The sequence below is a fragment of the Flavobacterium sp. 11 genome (assembly GCF_002754315.1).
Taxonomy (GTDB): domain Bacteria; phylum Bacteroidota; class Bacteroidia; order Flavobacteriales; family Flavobacteriaceae; genus Flavobacterium; species Flavobacterium algoritolerans.
Genome location: NZ_PEFE01000001.1, coordinates 2,529,524 through 2,548,602 on the forward strand (window position 1 = coordinate 2,529,524; position 19,079 = coordinate 2,548,602).

General features: G+C 33.5%; 22 protein-coding genes and 1 tRNA gene. 11 read left to right on the top strand and 12 right to left on the bottom strand.

Features of this window, described 5'->3' with window-relative positions; genetic code table 11:
• Positions 1 to 59 precede the first annotated feature (59 nt).
• From CLV00_RS10950 to CLV00_RS16410, 9 genes are read right to left on the bottom strand one after another with little or no spacing between them, the layout of a single operon-like run.
• Positions 60 to 866 (bottom strand): PRTRC system ThiF family protein, encoded by an 807-nt coding sequence (locus CLV00_RS10950; RefSeq protein WP_099715234.1) that lies wholly within the window; start codon positions 864 to 866, stop codon positions 60 to 62.
• Positions 866 to 1,588, bottom strand: a complete 723-nt coding sequence (locus tag CLV00_RS10955; protein WP_099715235.1) for a PRTRC system protein B — start codon at positions 1,586 to 1,588, stop codon at positions 866 to 868. Before CLV00_RS10955 ends, CLV00_RS10950 begins: the two co-directional genes overlap by 1 nt.
• Positions 1,585 to 2,760 carry a hypothetical protein gene (locus tag CLV00_RS10960; protein ID WP_099715236.1) on the bottom strand — a complete coding sequence of 392 codons (1,176 nt, stop codon included), beginning with the start codon at positions 2,758 to 2,760 and terminating at the stop codon, positions 1,585 to 1,587. The genes CLV00_RS10955 and CLV00_RS10960 overlap by 4 nt, the downstream gene beginning before the upstream one ends.
• Before the next feature lie 17 nt (positions 2,761 to 2,777).
• Positions 2,778 to 2,996: a PRTRC system protein C gene (locus tag CLV00_RS10965; protein WP_072943973.1), complete on the bottom strand. Its 219-nt coding sequence runs from the start codon at positions 2,994 to 2,996 to the stop codon at positions 2,778 to 2,780.
• Positions 2,997 to 3,013: 17 nt separating this feature from the next.
• The gene (locus CLV00_RS10970) at positions 3,014 to 3,553 is read right to left on the bottom strand and encodes a PRTRC system protein E (RefSeq protein WP_099715237.1); all 540 of its coding nucleotides are present in this window, start codon (positions 3,551 to 3,553) and stop codon (positions 3,014 to 3,016) included.
• The gene (locus tag CLV00_RS10975; RefSeq protein WP_099715238.1) at positions 3,540 to 3,914 is read right to left on the bottom strand and encodes a hypothetical protein; all 375 of its coding nucleotides are present in this window, start codon (positions 3,912 to 3,914) and stop codon (positions 3,540 to 3,542) included. The genes CLV00_RS10970 and CLV00_RS10975 overlap by 14 nt, the downstream gene beginning before the upstream one ends.
• A gap of 52 nt (positions 3,915 to 3,966) precedes the next feature.
• Positions 3,967 to 5,040 (bottom strand): DUF932 domain-containing protein, encoded by a 1,074-nt coding sequence (locus CLV00_RS10980; protein ID WP_099715239.1) that lies wholly within the window; start codon positions 5,038 to 5,040, stop codon positions 3,967 to 3,969.
• 45 nt (positions 5,041 to 5,085) lie between these two features.
• The gene (locus CLV00_RS10985) at positions 5,086 to 5,463 is read right to left on the bottom strand and encodes a single-stranded DNA-binding protein (RefSeq protein ID WP_099715240.1); all 378 of its coding nucleotides are present in this window, start codon (positions 5,461 to 5,463) and stop codon (positions 5,086 to 5,088) included.
• On the bottom strand, positions 5,460 to 5,630 hold the full coding sequence (locus tag CLV00_RS16410) for a hypothetical protein (protein ID WP_158234600.1): 171 nt from the start codon (positions 5,628 to 5,630) through the stop codon (positions 5,460 to 5,462). The genes CLV00_RS10985 and CLV00_RS16410 overlap by 4 nt, the downstream gene beginning before the upstream one ends.
• A 680-nt stretch (positions 5,631 to 6,310) precedes the next feature.
• Between CLV00_RS16410 and CLV00_RS10995 the strand changes: the two genes are divergently transcribed.
• The 8 genes from CLV00_RS10995 to CLV00_RS11030 all read left to right on the top strand — a co-directional run bounded on the left by CLV00_RS10995 (position 6,311) and on the right by CLV00_RS11030 (position 16,294).
• The gene (locus CLV00_RS10995) at positions 6,311 to 7,864 is read left to right on the top strand and encodes a recombinase family protein (RefSeq protein ID WP_099715242.1); all 1,554 of its coding nucleotides are present in this window, start codon (positions 6,311 to 6,313) and stop codon (positions 7,862 to 7,864) included.
• 169 nt (positions 7,865 to 8,033) lie between these two features.
• Complete coding sequence (locus tag CLV00_RS11000) at positions 8,034 to 9,362, top strand: phage integrase SAM-like domain-containing protein (protein ID WP_099715243.1); 1,329 nt, start codon at positions 8,034 to 8,036, stop codon at positions 9,360 to 9,362.
• A gap of 501 nt (positions 9,363 to 9,863) precedes the next feature.
• Complete coding sequence (locus CLV00_RS11005; protein ID WP_099715244.1) at positions 9,864 to 12,206, top strand: hypothetical protein; 2,343 nt, start codon at positions 9,864 to 9,866, stop codon at positions 12,204 to 12,206.
• Between the two features lie 97 nt (positions 12,207 to 12,303).
• The gene (locus CLV00_RS11010; RefSeq protein WP_099715245.1) at positions 12,304 to 12,591 is read left to right on the top strand and encodes a DNA-binding protein; all 288 of its coding nucleotides are present in this window, start codon (positions 12,304 to 12,306) and stop codon (positions 12,589 to 12,591) included.
• 4 nt (positions 12,592 to 12,595) lie between these two features.
• Positions 12,596 to 12,991 carry a hypothetical protein gene (locus tag CLV00_RS11015; protein WP_099715246.1) on the top strand — a complete coding sequence of 132 codons (396 nt, stop codon included), beginning with the start codon at positions 12,596 to 12,598 and terminating at the stop codon, positions 12,989 to 12,991.
• On the top strand, positions 12,991 to 14,550 hold the full coding sequence (locus CLV00_RS11020; protein WP_099715247.1) for a phage/plasmid primase, P4 family: 1,560 nt from the start codon (positions 12,991 to 12,993) through the stop codon (positions 14,548 to 14,550). Before CLV00_RS11015 ends, CLV00_RS11020 begins: the two co-directional genes overlap by 1 nt.
• Entirely contained in the window at positions 14,550 to 15,632 is a 1,083-nt protein-coding gene (locus tag CLV00_RS11025) for a DUF6371 domain-containing protein (RefSeq protein ID WP_099715248.1), read from the top strand. Before CLV00_RS11020 ends, CLV00_RS11025 begins: the two co-directional genes overlap by 1 nt.
• 155 nt (positions 15,633 to 15,787) lie before the next feature.
• Entirely contained in the window at positions 15,788 to 16,294 is a 507-nt protein-coding gene (locus CLV00_RS11030) for a hypothetical protein (protein ID WP_099715249.1), read from the top strand.
• Positions 16,295 to 16,360: 66 nt separating this feature from the next.
• Here CLV00_RS11030 and CLV00_RS11035 read toward each other — a convergent pair whose 3' ends face one another.
• On the bottom strand, positions 16,361 to 16,603 hold the full coding sequence (locus tag CLV00_RS11035; RefSeq protein WP_099715250.1) for a hypothetical protein: 243 nt from the start codon (positions 16,601 to 16,603) through the stop codon (positions 16,361 to 16,363).
• A 169-nt stretch (positions 16,604 to 16,772) separates the two neighbouring features.
• Here CLV00_RS11035 and CLV00_RS11040 point away from each other — a divergent pair, with 169 nt between their 5' ends.
• Entirely contained in the window at positions 16,773 to 17,078 is a 306-nt protein-coding gene (locus CLV00_RS11040) for a hypothetical protein (protein ID WP_099715251.1), read from the top strand.
• A 396-nt stretch (positions 17,079 to 17,474) separates the two neighbouring features.
• Entirely contained in the window at positions 17,475 to 18,059 is a 585-nt protein-coding gene (locus CLV00_RS11045; RefSeq protein WP_099715252.1) for a hypothetical protein, read from the top strand.
• A 168-nt stretch (positions 18,060 to 18,227) separates the two neighbouring features.
• Here the strand turns inward: CLV00_RS11045 and CLV00_RS11050 are convergent.
• Positions 18,228 to 18,301: transfer RNA gene (locus CLV00_RS11050), tRNA-Arg, on the bottom strand.
• 70 nt (positions 18,302 to 18,371) lie between these two features.
• Between CLV00_RS11050 and CLV00_RS11055 the strand changes: the two genes are divergently transcribed.
• Positions 18,372 to 18,884: an adenine phosphoribosyltransferase gene (locus tag CLV00_RS11055; RefSeq protein ID WP_099715253.1), complete on the top strand. Its 513-nt coding sequence runs from the start codon at positions 18,372 to 18,374 to the stop codon at positions 18,882 to 18,884.
• Here the strand turns inward: CLV00_RS11055 and CLV00_RS11060 are convergent.
• Positions 18,881 to 19,021, bottom strand: a complete 141-nt coding sequence (locus CLV00_RS11060) for an SsrA-binding protein (RefSeq protein ID WP_091170625.1) — start codon at positions 19,019 to 19,021, stop codon at positions 18,881 to 18,883. The two genes, CLV00_RS11055 and CLV00_RS11060, sit on opposite strands and share 4 nt — an antisense overlap.
• Between the last annotated feature and the right edge of the window lie 58 nt (positions 19,022 to 19,079).

Here is a 19,079-nt window from a genome sequence, read left to right on the forward strand (position 1 = left end):
CGCAAAAAGACTATCCCGACCATAGGAGGGAGTGTCTTTTTGCTGCCCGATTTTGACTTTCAGGCTACTTTTATGGGGTGAGTACGAAAGTCCTTCAGATTGTGGAAAAAGCCCCTGTACGGTGTCATACCATATCGAAACAAGTTCCATAAAAGCGAACAGCCCATCTGGGTTAAAGAGGAATTGATAAATAAATCCTGTTTCTCCAACGCTTCCGCTAAACTGCAACTTGCCGTGTCGTCTTCTTGTTCGGACTGCTTCAATAATTCTCCAAATTCCTCCGTAATCATTGGCAGGCTTGCCACCGTTTCATATTTCTCCGAATTGGGTTGATGAATGTTTCCTATGGTAGACAGTAACACTTGCCCTGTATGCTGGCTGTTGCCAAAATCCAACCAATATTTCGGTTCGTCCCTGTGGTGTCTGCGGTTGCCTATTTCTCTCAGTATTTCGGCAACGCCAAACCTCGCTTGTACATTATCCACGCAGGTAATATAAATAGTTGCCTGTGCTTCTTCGGGTATTCTGCCCAAACTGTCCTTTTCAAACTTTGCGGTTTTGGCTTTCCAATTTGTACCCGAAAAGCGGTTTGCACGGTTGATGAGCGCAACAGACTTGTACAGTCCTGTTTCACTTTCTGCAAACCGCTGTCTTCCTAAATTGGCATTGGTCACAGTATCATCATCCCATAAGCGGACACTTAATCCTGCGTGTCCCAATTCAATTAAGCTGTGGTTCATTTCCATTAAAGCGGTCAAAACTTTTGAGCCTGTACCGCCTGCACCGATTAGGTTTACTGTAATGGAATTGGTAGGGCTTATCAGATAATTATCGGTAAAATGTACTTTTGGTTTCTCGGTATTCATCACAAAAGATTTTTAAGGGTTTTGTTGTTCTTTTTTAATACATCTTTGGGAAAGGCTTCGTTTGTTTCAATCAGTTTTTTCCAAAGGCTTACACAATTTCCTTTTATGGGATTTTGTTTTCCTAATAAATGGCTGAAATAACTGTTAAAAAAGTAGTCTTCCCAAGCAGTTGTAAATTCCTCTACAGAAGCGGAATTTTTAATATCTATGCTTACAGTTCCCATACATACTTTACCATCTTCGTAAATGTTGAAGAAAGGAGCATAGTACAATAATGTATTTTCTGTTGGTCTCCTGTCGGTTGCAAGAGCAAATACCGCAAGGCTGTTTTTACTGGCATACCAAAGCATTGGCGGTAGATACGCTTTGCCGTTGGGTATTTCCAAACCGTTGACAAAATACAATTGCTGTTCCTGTGCTTTGGTGTACCAAAGCACCGTGCATTTTTCACTCGGATTGATATGCAGTATATTGGTTGGCAAAATTCCTTTTGGTTTTAGAAAGGCTTTGTCCTTTTCTTTGTCGGTGTGTAAAGCCTTTGCTAATATTTTAGCTTCATTGACGCTCAATGGATGTGCATTGATAGGATTTCCTTTTTTGTCCATATCAAAATGCTCCACATACATATCGGTATTTGTTCCTTTAGTTTGGTAAAAAACCAATGCGGATTTTGGGTGGTAAAGCGTTCCAAAATTTTCGGTTATGTCGTTTACATTGTTCATTTTCTTGTCGTTTTATAATCATACAGTAGTGTGCAGAGTTCGTCCAAAAGGGAAAATAGGCGGTTCTCAAAATCAAGGTTGGTTTGTGTTATGTTGCTACCGTCAAAGTATTTACAAATTGTTGGTTCTTCCATTGCTCCATACTCGTTAAACTCATTGTTGATACTATCCGCAAGGCTCTCATACAACCAACCTGTGGTATCTGCTATAAAGGATATATACTTTTCCATTCCAACGGTTTCGGAGTCGTTTTCATCAGTATAGGGGTCTTCTTCGGGTCTTGGTGCGTTTCGGAAAATGCTCTCGTATGGATATTGTGAATAAAGGGCAAAGGCATCGCAAGCGACTTTTTGGCACTCCAAGTCGAATGTGTCACGGGTTTTTAAGTTATTTAAACGCTGTTCAAATAACTGTAAATTAATACGGTTGAACAGCTTCTGTTCTATGCGTTCACCTATCCATTTGGCTTTTACAATCTCAGCAATACAGTTGTCCGTTTCTTCGGTATAATCATCTTGTTCCACCCAATCATTCATCATTTCGTACATCCAATATAAATAGCTGTTTTCCTGACTGTAATACGGTATATGGGCAATATGGTACAGATAACTGCAAACCGAAACGAGCAAATGAGCTGTTTTTTTACGCTTTGGGTCATGGAGCATTTGAAAGAGTGGCACAACTGGAATATAGTACAGGGTTGTGCCTGTGCTGTATCGCTCCTCACTCGTGAAAAATGTTTTCTTACTATCCTGTACCAAACGTAAATTATCCCAATTGATATTATTTTGTTTTAACTTGTTTTCAGCATCCCACATAGCCAAAACCATATTGTAGGGATAGCCATAATTCTCTGTTTGTAATGGTTCAATGCCATAATGTTCTGCAAGTTGGGAAAGGGACTTGTAAAAATCCCTTTGCGTTTTTGCTGTTTTCTTACAATCCTGTATGGATTGTGTTGTTTTCAGTTTAGGGAGAAACCCACACTTTAGAAAACCATTGGTAACATTGCTATGGGTACAGATTTCTGTTTGTCTTTCCGTACTTCGTTTGTGTCTTTGGCTCTTTGCATCCATTGTGAGAACTCGCCTAATTGTCGGTGCAGTTGTCGTTGTACTTTTTGTTCGGGTTCGCTGATAGTTCCCGCTAGGATATTGCGTTGCATAGTTCATTGTTTTTTATTTTTGGTTTAACCTTTTGTTCCCATTACGCTCTCTAATTTGTACTCTATCATATCATTACGGATGATGGGGGCAGATACTTTTGCGGTGGTTAGAATGGGATACGTATTGGCGTAAAAATTCAATACCGCTTCCACACTCCAGCGTGGTTCGGGGTCGGTCAGTGTGATGTCCTGTCCTTTATCTTTAAGTATAAATACTCGTTCTAACTGTGTTGCTAATAACATAACTGTTGGATTTTGAGTTAAACGGTAGGTTGTTCTGTCGCAAACAGACCTGTTGAAGAAAATTGGTTTGATAGTTCCGATTTACGTTTGCGTATCTCGTCCGCTTTTTCGGGGTAGTCGGCAATTTCGGGTACTTTCATCCATGCTTCACGGAATTTGCCCTCTTTTTCCAATTCGTCAGCCTTTGCCATACCATCTTTAAACTTTTTGTCTTTGCTTTCCTGTTCTTTCTTTTGTATCTCGGATTTTTCCTTTTCCATTGCCGATTGCTTTTTGGCTACTTCCAATTGCTTCATAAAGGCTTCCATATTTACCATTAAACCCGAAGCGGTTTGCAAAGGCGTTGTTATCTGCTGAAAAAATCCCTCGTCCAATTCTTCTGCCGTTCCCCGCAGATTAAGCGGTGGTATCATTTGTTTCGCATTATCACCACATTGCTCATTTTGAAGCATTATGGAAACAATAAGTGTGTTTTCTATACCCTTTGATATAGTGAGTTGTAAATCTCCTGTAATGCCCATTTGCGCTATCTGATTGAAAAAATTAGTCGGCTCCATAATTTAATTTGATTTTATAGTCTAACATTTGCTTAATTGTTGCTTCGTCATGTCCAATGGCACGTAAGCGTTCTTCATATTTTTTCATTCTTTCCCTGTAATCCTGCTCGGCTTCTTTTCCACGCAGTATCAATAGGTGTGTGTTCCAGCCTGACATAGCTTCCCTAATTGTAATATCAAGTTTAAATACGTATAATCTTTCTTCAGACTGTTCTTCGTCAGACAACCCAATCTCTGCATATTGGGTTAAAACGTTCCAATAATTCAGCGACCAATCTTGTTTGTCCCTGCGTTCTGCTTTTACAAATTGGTTGAAAAGGTAATCTGCAAATTCATTTTTCTTCTTGTTTTCCTTTGTCATGATTGTAAATTTTAAAAAGGCGACCACCTCTAAAGGCAGTCGCCTGTAATTATTAATTAAGATTTAAGATTTCCGCTCCTTCTATTGAAAAGGCAGTACACAATTCAAATGCTTTCTGTGATTTGATTTGAGCGGTTCCACCCATTACAATACTTTGTAACTTGGCTTCATCATCTTTGTAATTGCGCACATTCTGATAGTACCCTGTCACAGCATTGTATGCCCCGAACAATGTGCCTTTGGTGGTATCCATTTGTTGAGTGTCGCTTGTCATAGCGTATGCAAAGGCATCTTGCACCACATTTTTGAACACGGTGGAAACTTCATCTTCCGCACCCTTTTTAAGCAAATCCAATGTTTCCTTGTTCGGGCAAAGAGCCAATTGGATTAGTTTTTTTACTTCTTGGTCAGTCACCTTTACTTTAGCCCATTGGTTGAATATTCCTTCTAACTGGTTGCTTAAGGTATCCGCTAATCCCATAACCTTGTGGGCATTTTCCAAATGCTGTTTTGCTCCCGAAGTATGTTTGATGCGTACCACGTTGCTCATCGAACGAAGCGAGGCGTTAAGGGTATTTTGGCAAACAATACGGATAGGGGTGAAGGCTGCTGTTATGCTTCCACTGCCATCGTGTGAAGTGGTCAGGAAAATGTACTTTTCCGTTACATCATCGCCATTTCCTACTCGGATATAGTCGGGTAGTTTGGCAGTGATAAAGATGCGTTCCCCTTGTCCCAATGCTCCTGCGGTTTCGTACAATATTCCTTGTGAACCACCTACAATAGCATCAAAAAAATTGAATGCTTCACGGTTTTGTACGATGTGATAGTCTTTGCCAACCACGCCCAATACGGCATTGTTATCGGCACGGATATTGGCATAATAGGAAGGTACTTCCAATTCGCTACTGCCTATTTCAATACCGTTTGCCATTTCAATAATGCCCGAACCTTTGGTATATAAAGGTGTTTTGATGACTTCATAGTCTAAGCCTGCCTGTTTTATGGCTTCTTCACTTGTTGGGTATTGCTCTACGACTTGCCCTAAGCCGTGCCACGCTTTTTCTTTTACGCTAAAGAATGAATAACGTCCTGTTGTGCTGTTGAAATTGATATTATGTGCCATGATAAAATGATTTTAAAAGTTTGAAAATTGTTTAGATACTTGTTATTAAAATGGGAGGTCGTCCTTTTCCTTATCGTTGCTGTTTCCTGCGTGAGCCTGCACCGTTTCTGATTTTTTGCCACCCCCATGCAGTTTGATTTGCGAGGTGTTGAAGTTCAGCCCTGCGTGTGGTTGTCCGTCATTGCCTGTCCACGCCCTTGCACTTACTCTGCCTGTCAGTTCTACCACCGTACCTTTTGTAAGTATCTGCGCTACTTTTGCACTAAGCCAATACGCACAGTCGAAGTATGTTGTCTGCTCTATGCGTTCGCCCTGCTTGTTTCTGTAGCTGTCGTTAGTAGCTACCGAAAAGTTTACTACTTGTTTTTCCTGTGACGTTCTACGTACTTCTGCATCCCTTGTCAGTCTTCCGATGATGTTCATGATTTTCTTTTTTTACTGTTATTCACTATTGTTACACTTGATTTTCTTTCAATCTGTTCTCCTCTGTGAGCCTTATTAGGTTTGCCTATTTTTTTAAAATATTTATTCGGCAATGAGAGGAGGCGCTGTTTTGTTTCATTTGTAATATTTAAGTCATTGTTTTTCATATGTGACATTTTTTTATTCGTGTAAAGAGCCGGAGTATGCTGGTTTTGTTTCATGAGCATAAAAAGGTAGGGTTCAGGAAAACCAAGGTTTTTGAGAAAAATACAACCCGCATGGGTGGAGATTTTATTCAAAACCTCAAAGGGCCTGGCCTTGGTTATCCGTTAAGAGCCCGAAAATACCTTTGCTCCTGAAAAAAAAGAACCAAGCATCGATGCTCCTCACCAAATGAAATAGGAAGAAAGGAAGTAAAATGAGATAAAACGGTAAAAAAAAATAGCTATAAAAACTAATCGAAGTCTTTATCTTAATTGTTTAGTTGTATTGGATAATTGATGACATGTGAATAACCAGAATTATAAATGATGGGTATTTTTTTTGCAATTTGTTGAAGTATTTTTAAGAGATAGGAAATATATTTCCAGACAGAGCCAAGTACTGCCATTATGACTATTAGAGCCAGTTTTACGGTTAAATTACTTTTTAAAAGAATATGAATTTAAAAAAGTAAGAGGATGGAGAAGGATATGGACTATAGGAATTCAAAGCTGACGCCTGAAAGGGCTTTACATATGCTGAGATCAGAAGGATTAGATGTAACTTTCGAACAGGTACAGGAAATTTTGTATTTGTTGAGGAAAATCGCTAATATCGCTGTGTCTAAACATTTAAGCGAAAGAAGATGAGTAAGATAGCAGATTTATATATAAGGGTAAGCACTGACGAGCAGGCTGAGAAAGGTTTTTCACAACGTAATCAGGAAGAAATGTTGCGAAAATATTGTAGCATTAATCATATGGAAATACGCAACGTAATCTATGAAGATCATTCTGCAAAGACTTTTAACAGGCCACAGTGGAAAAAACTTTTGGTTAATCTTAAAAAACATAAAAATAAAGTAGACCTGATTCTTTTCATGAAATGGGACAGGTTCAGTCGTAATGCAGGGGATGCCTATCAAATGATAAACCTGTTAAGAAAACTAGGTGTTGAACCTCAGGCTATAGAGCAGCCTCTTGATTTAAGTGTCCCAGAAAATAAGATGATGCTTGCATTTTATCTGGCAGCACCAGAAGTAGAAAATGACAGAAGGGCACTCAACACATTTCAAGGGCTCAGACGCGGTAAGAAAGAAGGAAGGCATATGGGCATGGCTCCTTATGGTTATGTTAATAAAGCAACTGAAGACGGAAAAAAATATATAGCCCCTGAGCCGAAGGCAGCAACTCAGCTTATATGGGTATTTGAGCAGATTGCAAAAAATGCTTTCAGCACTGAATCCATTTACCAGATGGCAAAGGAAAAAGGGTTGCGCATTGCTAAGAGTAACATGTGGGTTATTTTGCGTAATCCGCTGTATTGTGGGAAAATCGTAGTTCCTAAATATAAAGATGAAGAGGTCCGATGGGTGGATGGACAACATGAAGCAATAATCAGTGAAGGACTATTTTACCGAGTGCAGGATGTTCTTGACGGTAAATCTAGAAAGTATAGGCCTAAGGTCAGAACAATAGAAAATTTTCCTCTAAGAGGTTTTTTCCAGTGTCCACAGTGCGGACGAAAGCTCACAGGCAGTAAATGCAAAGGGAGAAACAAATATTACTATTACTATCATTGTGATAAGCTCTGTAAATGGAGAGTCAACTCCGAAATAGCAAACAAGATATTTATTGAACAGTTAAATAAATTCAAACCTTTAGAACCAGTTAAGAAACTATATACTGCTGTGCTACTTGAAGCTTATAGAGAGCATACAGGGATTATAGTTAATGAAAAGAGAAAGTCGCTGGAACAGATTTCGGAATATGAAAAGAAATTATCAGTTGCAAGGAACTTATTGGTAACTGAAAAAATCGAGGTTGAAGATTACAATCTTATGAAAAAAGAATACAATGGCATCATAAGTAATTTAGAAAAACAGATTGGGAATGCAGATGATGATAAGGGTAATATTGAGCAATTAATGAATACAGGATTGGAAAACCTTTTAAAGCTCGGAGAAGCCTGTGAAAACAGTAGTTTAGCTGATACTAGAGAACTAATTGGTTTAATTTATCCCGAAAATTTCACCTTTCGGGAAAACCAATTCCAAACCACCCGACTCAACGAAATTATTAACTGTATCTATTTGGTAAACAATAGATTACGGACAAAAAAAAACGGAACAAAAGATGATATTTCTCTTTTGTCCCGAGTAGTGACCTTGACTGAACTACAATTGTTGCAATCATTTTAAATCAATTACATTTTAATTATTGCAAATATACCAATAAACACAATACTTACAAAAGATTTACAAAAAATAGATTTATTAAACAGATTGCTTTTAAATGTAACTAATTGTATTTAATCGTACGGTTATCGTACAAATTGATTATTTTTGTATTGTTCAAAATATCAATAGTATGGCAACAGTTAATTTTTTATACCGTTCAATAAAAGACAAAGCAAATTTGCAAGTAAGATTGCTTTATCGATTCAATGATAAAGATTTTGTCTTTGGAGCAAATACAAAGTTTGAAACAACAAAAAACTACTGGAGCGAACAACACAAGCAAAGGAAGTTTAAAAAGACAAATGATGTTATTGAATCAAACAAAATTCAAGATATTAAGGCAAAACAAACCCATGTTGATGCGGAACTCAATAAAATTGAAAACCACGTTTTAAATGCTTTCAATTCTGGTAATCCTGATGAAGTAAATAAAGATTGGTTACAAACTCAAATTGATAACTATTACAACCCACCACAGGAAGCCGAACCATTACCAAAAGGACTTTTAAAATACTTTGATTATTTTATTGATTGCAAAAAAAATGAAATTACAAACGGAACGTTAAAAAAGTATAATGTTTCTAAACACTTATTGCAACGGTACGAACTGGAGAAGAAGACAGCAATTCAAATAATTGATGTGAATGATAAATTCAAATTAGATTTTGAAAAATATTGTTTAAAGCAGAATTACGCACCAAATACAATTTCAAAAGATTTAAGGACTTTAAAAACCGTTTGCAACCACGCCAAACATAACGGGATAAAAACAAGCCACCAATTAGAAACAATCAAAACCCCGCAATACAAAACAGAAAAAATATATTTAACGTTTGAGGAGCTTTTAAAGATTGAAAAAATTGACAAAAGACGGTTAAATGATAATTATAACAATGCTAAAGACTGGTTAATTATTAGTTGTTATACAGGGCAAAGAATTAGCGATTTTATGCGCTTTACAAAAGATATGATACGACATGAGAAAAACAAAGACGGAGTTTTAAAGCCGTTTATTGAATTTACTCAAGTTAAGACTGATAAAATTATGACCGTTGCTTTACATCCGAAAGTTATTGAGATACTGGATAAAAGAAGCGGTAATTTCCCAAAGGCAATTTCAGACCCGAAATATAATTTGTACATAAAGCAAGTTTGCAGAATTGCCAAAATTACTCAAAAGATAAAAGGCAGTAAATTAAATGACCTTAATAAAGAGGAAGACGAAAAGAAAAATAAAAAAGAGGACGTTAAGCAATACCGAAAAGAATCAGGGATATATCCTAAATGGGAATTAATAACCTCACATATTGGAAGACGTTCATTTGCAACTAATTTTTACGGTACTATTCCAACTACTTATTTAATCAATGTTACAGGGCATAGTACTGAGGCAATGTTCTTAAATTATTTAGGTAAAAGTAATAAGGATTTAGCAATGGAAATAACTAACTATTTTTAGGCTACAAAAAATAAATGTTTTATTTCAGGTGCATACTTTACACTTATTGCACAATCACAGGTAAAAAAATGATTAATGTTATAGGCAATGAGTCAAATACATACTTTACTACAATCAGTGATTAAGAATAAGAGAAGTCAAATGCATAATTAAGTATAGACTACAAGTTTGAACAAAATCATAAAACATAAAGGAATAGCAGTAAAAACAGTTAGTCGTATTAGGTGATTAACTTATAGTAAATCCTTTTGGTTCGATGTTTATTATTAATCTATGTAAATTACTTACATTTGAATATCTTGATTTGTATACTTTATAAGGTTGTCGGTCAGACTCACTTGAAAATCCAAAACTTTTTGAAATTAAAAACCAAAAAACCAATGCCCTATACAGATAGATTTCGTTTTCCTTTGTTAAAACAAGGTCGTCAAACGATAGATAACCCTATAAGTCAAGTTAACTCTATAGATATTTGTAAAATCGAATCTAAGTTAAGCGTAAATGGATAAACATTATTTAGATAGAAAGACCGAAACAAGCGGATGCACACTTGAAGAATATAAATATGTCTATCCTAGACTTATGGAGCTTTTTATACAGCAATATGATGATTTTCAAGAATTAAACTTTATTGAAAGAGAAATTGAGAATCATTCTGCTAACTTAGAAAATTGTAAAAGTGGGATTTTAAGAATTTCAGATTTTGACTATAGGAGAAAACATTTTGACCCTATAGAAAAAAACTGTGGACAAGAAAAATTTTTAGAAATGATGTCGTATTATGAAAAAAGAGCATCAAGTCACAAAGCAATCATAAATTATTTAGAAACCAAAAACTCTGATATTAAAGAACCTCAATCTCAACAAATAAATAAAGACACAAGATTTTTGCTTACTACTTTTCGGGATGAGCAAATAAAAAAAATAGATGAATATATTAGTGTGAAATGGCAAATTGAGAATAATGGCTACTTAGTTATTAATAGTAAAAATGATACTGTAAAAACGTACACCCCTGAATTAGCATTGATTTTTATGTCAATAGAATTGATTGCTGAAAATATGGACACTAGAGAAAAATGCGTAATAGATAACTTTGATTATCTTAATACATACATTGAAGGTTACAAAGAAGGGGCAAAGAGCTTTGAGAATGAATTTGCAGTTTTGCCAAATACGCTTTACGGTGCAAATGCCGAACAATATGTGAAAGATATTCATGCTAATTATTTTCATACAATCCACACAGGAGCGCATGAAGGTTGGCAGTTTGTAAAAAAACAATTTCCTACGATATTAACACATACAACGATTAGAGAATTTGGTTTTTATTCTGGTATAGTTGACAAAGTTGATGAAATGGTAAAAAAATATCCTAAGCTTTTTTTAACTTTTGATAAATGTGAACATGGAAACGCTAAAACTGAAGCACTTCAACAAAACTCTAATATTGACAAATACAGACAATCATACAATCGAACTCATTTTGATGAAGTCATTAATAAACGAAATGAAGACGGAACGCCAAATAATATTTATTTAGGCGATAATTTTAATGAATGGTTGGAAAATATAAACAAGAATCTTTATTCCAATAATAGTTATGATGCTGAAACACACAATTTATTAAGTACCTACAATAAAAAATTATGCTTTTTGTCAAACGATTTAATTAATTTGTATAAAGCTGTGAGCGAATTTGAAAAGACAAACAACAGCGCATTTATAACCGCAATACAGATTTCGAAAGATAAGGTCTTACAAGGCTTAGAATCAATTGAATATTATTCTGATACTATTAAGACATTCATAAGAAAAACAGAAGTCCAAAAAGCAAACAATATGAAAGAGTATTGTTTAAGTTTATTAAAAAATTGTATTTATAATTTGAAAGATGTTCTGAGTATTAATGTTTATTTAAGTCCTTTAAAAGTTAACTTTAAAAGTGTTAAAAAAGCGTTGGAAAAATCAATAAAATTTGATGAGTTAAAAATCATAAATGAATTTTCGACAAAGAATAAAGTTAAAATAAACATAACTAATATTCTTTTGAAGTTTAATATGCAACTTGAGTATTTTTATCAAAGGTTGTCTATTGCGGTTTTACTGAATGAAAGACAAAATTTTTTGGTGATTTCAGATGAGCCATTGTTTGATATTCAAAAATTAAAACAATATTTAATTGACAACCATCTTAATGATTTTGCAAAAAATGAGATTAACAAGCTCATTGTAATTATCGATAATTTTGAAATTAAATTTGATGAGTACAACTTACTACCAAATCCCTTAAATTTTTATCAGTATGAATATGTAAACTCAAAAGGGGGAAAGAATTCAGGATGTGTTAGTGCAAAGCTAGAATACTTTCATTATACAGATAATAAAATATCTCATTTAATAGAAAATGGATTTAAAAACAGAAGTGAAAATTCTGAATACTTTTACAACTGGAAAGCTGATAAGATTTGGTATAAATGCATCGAACTAAAAGAATTATTTAATCTTGATAAACAACCTCAAAAAATTGAGGATAGTAAAACTTATGAATTAAAAAAAGAAGGATATAGCTATATTTTCAAAAATAATGGGTTTGAAGTTTGGCAATCAATGTTTGATGAGTTTGGAGTTAATGAGAGTAGTAGAACAGACGTGAAATTTATGTTTGAAGAAATGAGAAAAGAGGGAGAAGATTTAATTCATAAAACAGTAAATCAAACTGCTTTTTTAAAATGGATTACCTTAGCTTATAACGGTTTAATTATTCAAAAAACTTCAAATCATAGTAGAACTAAAAACAGATTACAAGCTTATTCAAGAGCAAAAGAACTTTACAAAAAGTAAGATACAAACCGTACCCAAAAAGGTACAATGCATAGTCTTTTAGGGTTCAAACCCATTCCAATATTTGCGATGTTATTAATTTAAAAACATTGTAAAAATGAACACAAATTCAATCTTACTTCAGAATTTAAGTACCGAACAATTGACGGAACTTATGGGAAACGTCTTCCAAACCAAATTAGAAGACTTCAAAAAAGAGTTTTATACTCAAACTGCAAATGATGACTTAATGAGTCGTGAGCAAGTTTTAGAACTACTGCAAATAAACGCATCGACTTTATGGCATTGGCAGAATAAAGGGAGGGTAACCGTTTATAAGTTTGCGAATAAATGCTATTACAAGCGTTCTGAGTTGATGTCTACAATAACACGATTAAAAAAATAAGGCTATGAGTACCGCAAATACACAAAGCCTTGATTTTAATGGATTAAGACAAGGCAAATATAAGAATTTAACATTACAATTCATTGTTATTCAGGTTGAAAAAGGAAGCGGAAAAAGTATTTTTGAACTTAAAAAATATTATTCTGAAGACGCATTATTTTTTATAGCATTAAGATATGTTACAACTACTAAAAAAGCTCTTTGTACTGCGTTAAACATTCCAATAGAAGCAGGATGCAGATATAAAAGGACATTTGAGAAGAACGGTACTTTAGTGCAGTCTATTGATGAGGTTGTTTGTCCGTTTACTAAACATTTTGCGCATGAAATTAGTACTAATCCGCAAGAGTTTGAACGTTTATTAAAAACAAATTCAAAACAATTAAGCTTTTTCGAATAATGGAAAACGAAAATTTCAAAAAGCTAATTACAAACGATATTGTAAAGCTTACAGATGGTTTAGAATTATATCAAAAAACAACAAATGATATTTTACAGGAACTAACAAAAAGTATCGGTAAAATAGATTTTCAATTACTAGCATTTCCTGATAGTGAAGACATTCAAAAACAGTATACCATTTTAGAATCTATCATTTTAAAAGGTGGGGATTTGTCAGAAAGTCAGAAAGGTGAATTTGAAAAGTTAGGAAAGAAGTTAAGGACTTTTAAATTATCAAAGAATCATTATTTAATCCTTTGCGTTGAGCAACTTCTTAAAATTGCAGGAGTCAATAAATGGGGATTGTGTAAAAAAAATGGTTTCATTTATTTGTATAATGGTAGTTACTGGACTGAGATAGACAAAGAACGTTTTCAATTCTTTTTGGGTAATGTAGCTTTGCAAATGGGAGTTGAAAAATTCAAAGGCAAAATTCACACTTTCAAAGAAGACCTATTTAAGCAGTTTATGGCCGATGCTTATTTGCCTACGCCACCGACAAAAAAAGATTGTGTGCTAATCAATGTACAAAATGGAACTTTTGAGATAACGCCCAAGAAAAGAGGTTTGCGAAATTTCGATCAAAAAGATTTTATTACACACCAATTGCCGTTTGAGTATGAACCCGAAGCAACCGCACCACTATTTCAAAAGTATTTGGATGAGGTACTGCCTGACAAAGACAAACAGAAAGTATTTGCTGAGTTTTGTGGTTATATTTTTATTAAACCAAGTGTTTTAAAACTTGAAAAAATGCTTATACTTTTTGGAAGCGGTGCAAATGGCAAGAGTGTTTTTTTTGAGATACTTAACGCCCTTTTAGGAACTGAAAACATAAGCAACTATTCATTACAAAGCCTGACTAATGATAACGGTTATTTTCGTGCTAAAATAGGTAATAAGCTTGTAAACTATGCAAGTGAGATAAATGGTAAACTGGAAACCGATATTTTTAAACAAATGGCATCGGGAGAGCCAATTGAAGCACGTTTGCCGTATGGAGAGCCTTTTATATTAAATGAATACGCAAAGTTAATTTTTAATTGTAATGAATTGCCAAAAGACGTAGAGCATACAAACGCATATTTCAGACGGTTTATGATTATAAATTTTGATGTAACTATTCCTGAAGAAAAACAGGACAAACAACTACCAAACAAAATAATTCAAAACGAATTATCAGGAGTTTTTAACTGGATTTTAACAGGATTAGACAGAGTCCTGGAGCAAAAGAATTTCAGTAAATGTCAAGCGATAGAAAACGCACGAAGCGATTATGAAAAACAAAGCGATAGTGTTCAATTGTTCATTTGTGAATATGATTATAAGAAGTCGACAAATGAATATGTTTTAATTTCAGCATTATATCCAAACTATAAAAGCTTTTGTATTGAAGACGGTTATAGAGCCGTAGGAAAGATAAAATTTATGCAACGATTGAATCATTATAAAATATTTGTAAATCGTTTAAACGTGGGTAATGTAGCTTACATTACTACTGATAGAAGTTTTAATTAATGGAAGTCTTTAAATACACACTGGACAAGGGAAGCAAGAAATACCTTTGTCCTAATTGCACCAAGAAAACATTTGTTAAGTATATTGAAACTGACACAGGATATTATTTAACTGATGACTTCGGGAAATGTGACAGGGAGCAAAACTGTAAGTATCACAAAGCACCGCCCAAAGGTAAAAAATGTTATTTAGTACCTATTTTATCATTAAAAAGTATTTCAGATAAAGCAACTAAAATAACTGATACAAATGGAATTATAAACATTATTCCAAAGTCACAGATACTGGAGCAAACAAAAAATGATTGTTGGATTACTGAATGGTTTTTAAAAAATAGCACCATTCAATATGTATCCGATGAAGCAAAATATTTTTATTCTACAATATCCAGTTTTGTAAATGAAGTCAAAGAAGTGGTAAAACCTCAACAGATAAAATATAGTTTTCATTCATTGGAATTGCTTAATATTATGTATTTTGAAACGCCACAAATTGACAACTTAACCGAGTATTTAAAACTATGGTTTTCTATTGATGAGGTTTCAAATGCAATGCAAAATTATTTCATTACAGGAACAAACCATTTTTGGAGCAACTCAACTGCATTTTGGCAAATTAATGATAAAGAACAAATTCAAGGCTGTAAAATAATGCAATACGATAGGTTTACGGGCAAAAGAATTAAAGAGCCTTACAATCACATAAGCTGGCTACATAAAGCGACTAATAGGCCTGATTTTAATCTCAATCAATGTTTGTTTGGTTTGCATCGTATTCATGAAGACTGTCAAAAAACGATTGCTATTGTTGAAAGTGAAAAAACGGCAATAATCATGAGTATTTTATTACCGCATTACATTTGGATTGCCACAGGGAGTAAAGGAAACTTTAAATTTGAGATGCTAATACCAATTAAAAAACGAAATATTGTTTCGTATCCTGACAAAGGAGAGTATAACAATTGGTTAAACAAAGCAACGGAATTAAATGCAATAGGTTTTAAAATTGCAGTTAGTGACCTGATTGAGCAAACAGACTTTGAAAACGGTTATGATTTAGCAGATTATTATTTGAATTTTTGAAAAATATTTGCTCGTTTACGGGAAACCTCAAAGTAAATGATTTTGAGTTGATTAAATTTGAGTATTATTATTATTATTATTATTATTATTATAAAATAATATCAGGGTTATCGAAAACTGAATAGAGTAGATTTTATAAAAAAACAAAATTTGAAATGAAAAGTTTATTAGTTGGAACAATATTATTATTTAGTATAATTTCATTCGGTCAAAATTTAAATGATTTAGACGCCAAAAATGGATTTAGAAATGACATATTTGGCACGCCAGTTGAGTCTTTCAGCACTCTTGCAGTCTTGGAAAAATCAAAAGACGGGTATAATGTGTATTATAAAAAAACTGATGAGAATTTTTCTTTGGGAGATGTTGAAATTTCGGACGTGTATTATTCGTTTTATAAAGGGAAGTTGGAAAGTATCTCTTTTAGTACAAAGGGCTACGCTAATAGCAAGGGGATTTTAGATATATTAAAATCAAATTATGGGTCTGGTTATCAATCTAATAAATACATGGAAAAATATTATTGGCTTGGCAAAACGATTGTATTATCTTATACAGAGAACAGTACAAGTCGCGATGCTAAAGTTTATATTTCTACGAATGTAAATAAAGCTGAACAGGAAAAAGATAAAAAAGAAAGTATTGCAAAAGTAAAAATTTAAATCATTTAGAATTTTAAATTGGTATTAACAATAATCAAAGGCGAACCATAACGGAACGCCTTTTTTTTATATTTTAATTTTGTTAAGATATTTGTCTAATAACTCCCCTTGTTTAAAAGTCTTTTTATAGAGTATTTTATTTATCTTCATATCAAAATAAACCTCACAGTAAAAGTCATTAATTACACAAAGGTTAATGGCTAAATAATCTTTGATATAAGTATCTACGTGAACACCTAAAGACCAAACCGCATTGTATTGCTCCACTTCTGAAAGTCCTAAAAATTCGTAGAGTTTGATTTTATTCATACTTCAAATATAGAAAACTTATTTTAGTCTAAATATCCCTGAAAGTGGGTATAGTAATAACTATAAAAATATTATTTCTTTACAAAATTCCTACAATGAGGAAAACCGTAAAACATAGCGGTTATAATAGGTTATTATTGTTGAGTCATAAATTTAAAAACCATAGAAAATGAAAAAATCACTATTAAGCTTATTGTTGCTATCTGCATTTATTGCATTAAGCTCTTGTGATAAATCAGATGATATTACAGGAACGTATTATAATTCATACGCAAGTTCTTTAATAATTTCAGAATTAGAAGGAAACACTTATTTAATAAAAATAAATAACACTCCAGTAACTGCCACAAAAAGTAAAAATATACTAACAGGACAAATAGGGGCTTGTGCTTTAATCTTAGAATTTACTGAAGAAAATGAAAAAGTAAATTTAACTGCATGCAGAAGTAATGGTACGTACGTAAGAAAGAAGTGAAAAAGTTAATTATAACATTAGTCATTATTACTTTACCAGCTTTGTGCGGTTTCACAACCTTAACAGGAAGTGATGTCTATATCTGTGTCAGTAAAACTGCATCTAAATATCATTATTCCCAAAATTGTAAAGGACTAAACAGATGTAAACACACCAGTTCTAAGGTAAGTTTATCAGATGCTAAAAATAGGGGATATAGTTTATGTGGCTTGGAAGTTTAAAAAAAAATAATTAATAATAAAAACAAAAAGAGCAATCATAACGGTTGCTCTTTTTGTTTAAATAGTCAACCACATGCAAGCGTTAAAACTCAATATACATAGGTTTATTGCTTTAAATTCGCTATATTTATACTTCATTATTCCCTAATAATTTAGGTTTTAAATCTTGTGAATTATGCCACGATACGCTAATTATCCTACTACCGTCGAAGACTGTTTGAAAATATCAATCACAAAACTAAAAGAATGGAATTACCTTTTTTTAGGTACTAAAAAAGGAACTATTAGCTGGAGCAGAAACGGTGAGGTACATTCTAAAATTGATATTAAAGTAACAAATACAGAATACAGTTCTTTTTTGATTTTAGATTATAAGTGCAATGGAGAGCCAATAAATTACAAAGTTGATATAATCAGCAAGCCGTCAAACTTAGGTAAAGGAGAGGTTTTTTATTTCGTTTGTCCGAGAACTGGAAAACATTGCAGAAATTTATATTTAAATAACAGTTACTTTTTACATCGGGAAGCTTCAAGAGGTTTAATGTATGCAAATCAAATAATTTCGAAAACATCACGTGCTATGTATTCAATTTTTGACAGGGCAGTTTTAAATGATGAGGTTTATGATGAACTTTACAGTAAATATTTTAAAAGGCACTACAAGGGTAAAGAAACAAAACGCTACAAACGAATCATGAATAAAATTAATATTTCAGAAAGCTATCCTAGAGATACGGTTGAAAGGTTTTTAATGATGTAGTCCTAGCAGTGTAAAACGTGTAAAATGTGAAGCTAAAACAAAACATTTATTTTCTTGAAAAACTTCACTTTTTAAGGAACTTTTGAACCACAATACAAAAATCGTACAGTTTAAGAAATAAAAAATCCTTAAACTACTGATTTACAGTGTGTTTAAGGATTTTTAGAGTGACCTTGACTGGATTCAAACCAGTAACCTCTTGAGCCGTAATCAAGTGCGCTATTCAGTTGCGCCACAAGGCCTTTATGCGGGTGCAAATATAGGTATAATTGTGTAATTTGCAAGTCTAAATTTATAAAAAAATAAAAAAATATGCCACTAAAGAATTATATACGTGATATTCAGGGATTTCCTAAAGAAGGAATTTTGTTTAAAGACATAACTCCGTTGCTAATTGAGCCTGAAGCAAGGAATAAATGCCTTGAAATATTGGTTTCATCCTTAAAAGATAAAAAAATTGACAAGGTAATAGGAGTAGAGAGCCGTGGGTTTTTCTTTGGAATGTTGATTGCACAGGAATTAAATGTTGGTTTTATTCCGGTTCGAAAACCTAACAAGTTGCCTTACGAAACCATTTCTGCAACGTATGATTTGGAATATGGAACCGATACTTTAGAAATTCATACCGATGCGATTCAAAAAGGAGACCGAATTCTAATTCACGATGATGTTTTGGCAACTGGAGGAACGGCGAAAGCAGTTTGTGAATTGGTGGAACGATTGGGCGGTGAAATCGTGCAATGCAATTTCCTGATGGAATTAGCTTTCTTGAATGGAAGGGCGAAAATCAAAGGGAATGAAATTTTTGCCGCAATTACGTATTAATCCAGCGCACGTGTGGTTACATAATACCTAAAACCAATAATTGCCATTTGCCATTTCTTGGCTTTCGCCAAATCCAACCGCTGTTTGGTAAAACTAGGTAAAATGACTTTGTTGATTTGTGCCAGGATTTTATACATACCGTTTTGTTTTGGACAAAGATATAAAAAAAGACGGTCTTGATTAGGACCGTCTTTT

Bases quoted from the DNA above. Each gene is read 5' to 3' on its own strand.
- CLV00_RS10960 (WP_099715236.1), bottom strand. From the start codon at position 2,760: ATGAACTATGCAACGCAATATCCTAGCGGGAACTATCAGCGAACCCGA.
- CLV00_RS11045 (WP_099715252.1), top strand. From the start codon at position 17,475: ATGCCACGATACGCTAATTATCCTACTACCGTCGAAGACTGTTTGAAA.
- CLV00_RS11040 (WP_099715251.1), top strand. From the start codon at position 16,773: ATGAAAAAATCACTATTAAGCTTATTGTTGCTATCTGCATTTATTGCA.
- CLV00_RS11055 (WP_099715253.1), top strand. From the start codon at position 18,372: ATGCCACTAAAGAATTATATACGTGATATTCAGGGATTTCCTAAAGAA.
- CLV00_RS10965 (WP_072943973.1), bottom strand. From the start codon at position 2,996: ATGTTATTAGCAACACAGTTAGAACGAGTATTTATACTTAAAGATAAA.
- CLV00_RS10955 (WP_099715235.1), bottom strand. From the start codon at position 1,588: ATGAACAATGTAAACGACATAACCGAAAATTTTGGAACGCTTTACCAC.
- CLV00_RS10985 (WP_099715240.1), bottom strand. From the start codon at position 5,463: ATGAACATCATCGGAAGACTGACAAGGGATGCAGAAGTACGTAGAACG.
- CLV00_RS11020 (WP_099715247.1), top strand. From the start codon at position 12,991: ATGGAAAACGAAAATTTCAAAAAGCTAATTACAAACGATATTGTAAAG.
- CLV00_RS11030 (WP_099715249.1), top strand. From the start codon at position 15,788: ATGAAAAGTTTATTAGTTGGAACAATATTATTATTTAGTATAATTTCA.
- CLV00_RS10995 (WP_099715242.1), top strand. From the start codon at position 6,311: ATGAGTAAGATAGCAGATTTATATATAAGGGTAAGCACTGACGAGCAG.
- CLV00_RS11025 (WP_099715248.1), top strand. From the start codon at position 14,550: ATGGAAGTCTTTAAATACACACTGGACAAGGGAAGCAAGAAATACCTT.
- CLV00_RS10970 (WP_099715237.1), bottom strand. From the start codon at position 3,553: ATGGAGCCGACTAATTTTTTCAATCAGATAGCGCAAATGGGCATTACA.
- CLV00_RS11015 (WP_099715246.1), top strand. From the start codon at position 12,596: ATGAGTACCGCAAATACACAAAGCCTTGATTTTAATGGATTAAGACAA.
- CLV00_RS11060 (WP_091170625.1), bottom strand. From the start codon at position 19,021: ATGTATAAAATCCTGGCACAAATCAACAAAGTCATTTTACCTAGTTTT.
- CLV00_RS10980 (WP_099715239.1), bottom strand. From the start codon at position 5,040: ATGGCACATAATATCAATTTCAACAGCACAACAGGACGTTATTCATTC.
- CLV00_RS11010 (WP_099715245.1), top strand. From the start codon at position 12,304: ATGAACACAAATTCAATCTTACTTCAGAATTTAAGTACCGAACAATTG.
- CLV00_RS11005 (WP_099715244.1), top strand. From the start codon at position 9,864: ATGGATAAACATTATTTAGATAGAAAGACCGAAACAAGCGGATGCACA.
- CLV00_RS11035 (WP_099715250.1), bottom strand. From the start codon at position 16,603: ATGAATAAAATCAAACTCTACGAATTTTTAGGACTTTCAGAAGTGGAG.
- CLV00_RS10975 (WP_099715238.1), bottom strand. From the start codon at position 3,914: ATGACAAAGGAAAACAAGAAGAAAAATGAATTTGCAGATTACCTTTTC.
- CLV00_RS10950 (WP_099715234.1), bottom strand. From the start codon at position 866: ATGAATACCGAGAAACCAAAAGTACATTTTACCGATAATTATCTGATA.
- CLV00_RS16410 (WP_158234600.1), bottom strand. From the start codon at position 5,630: ATGAAAAACAATGACTTAAATATTACAAATGAAACAAAACAGCGCCTC.
- CLV00_RS11000 (WP_099715243.1), top strand. From the start codon at position 8,034: ATGGCAACAGTTAATTTTTTATACCGTTCAATAAAAGACAAAGCAAAT.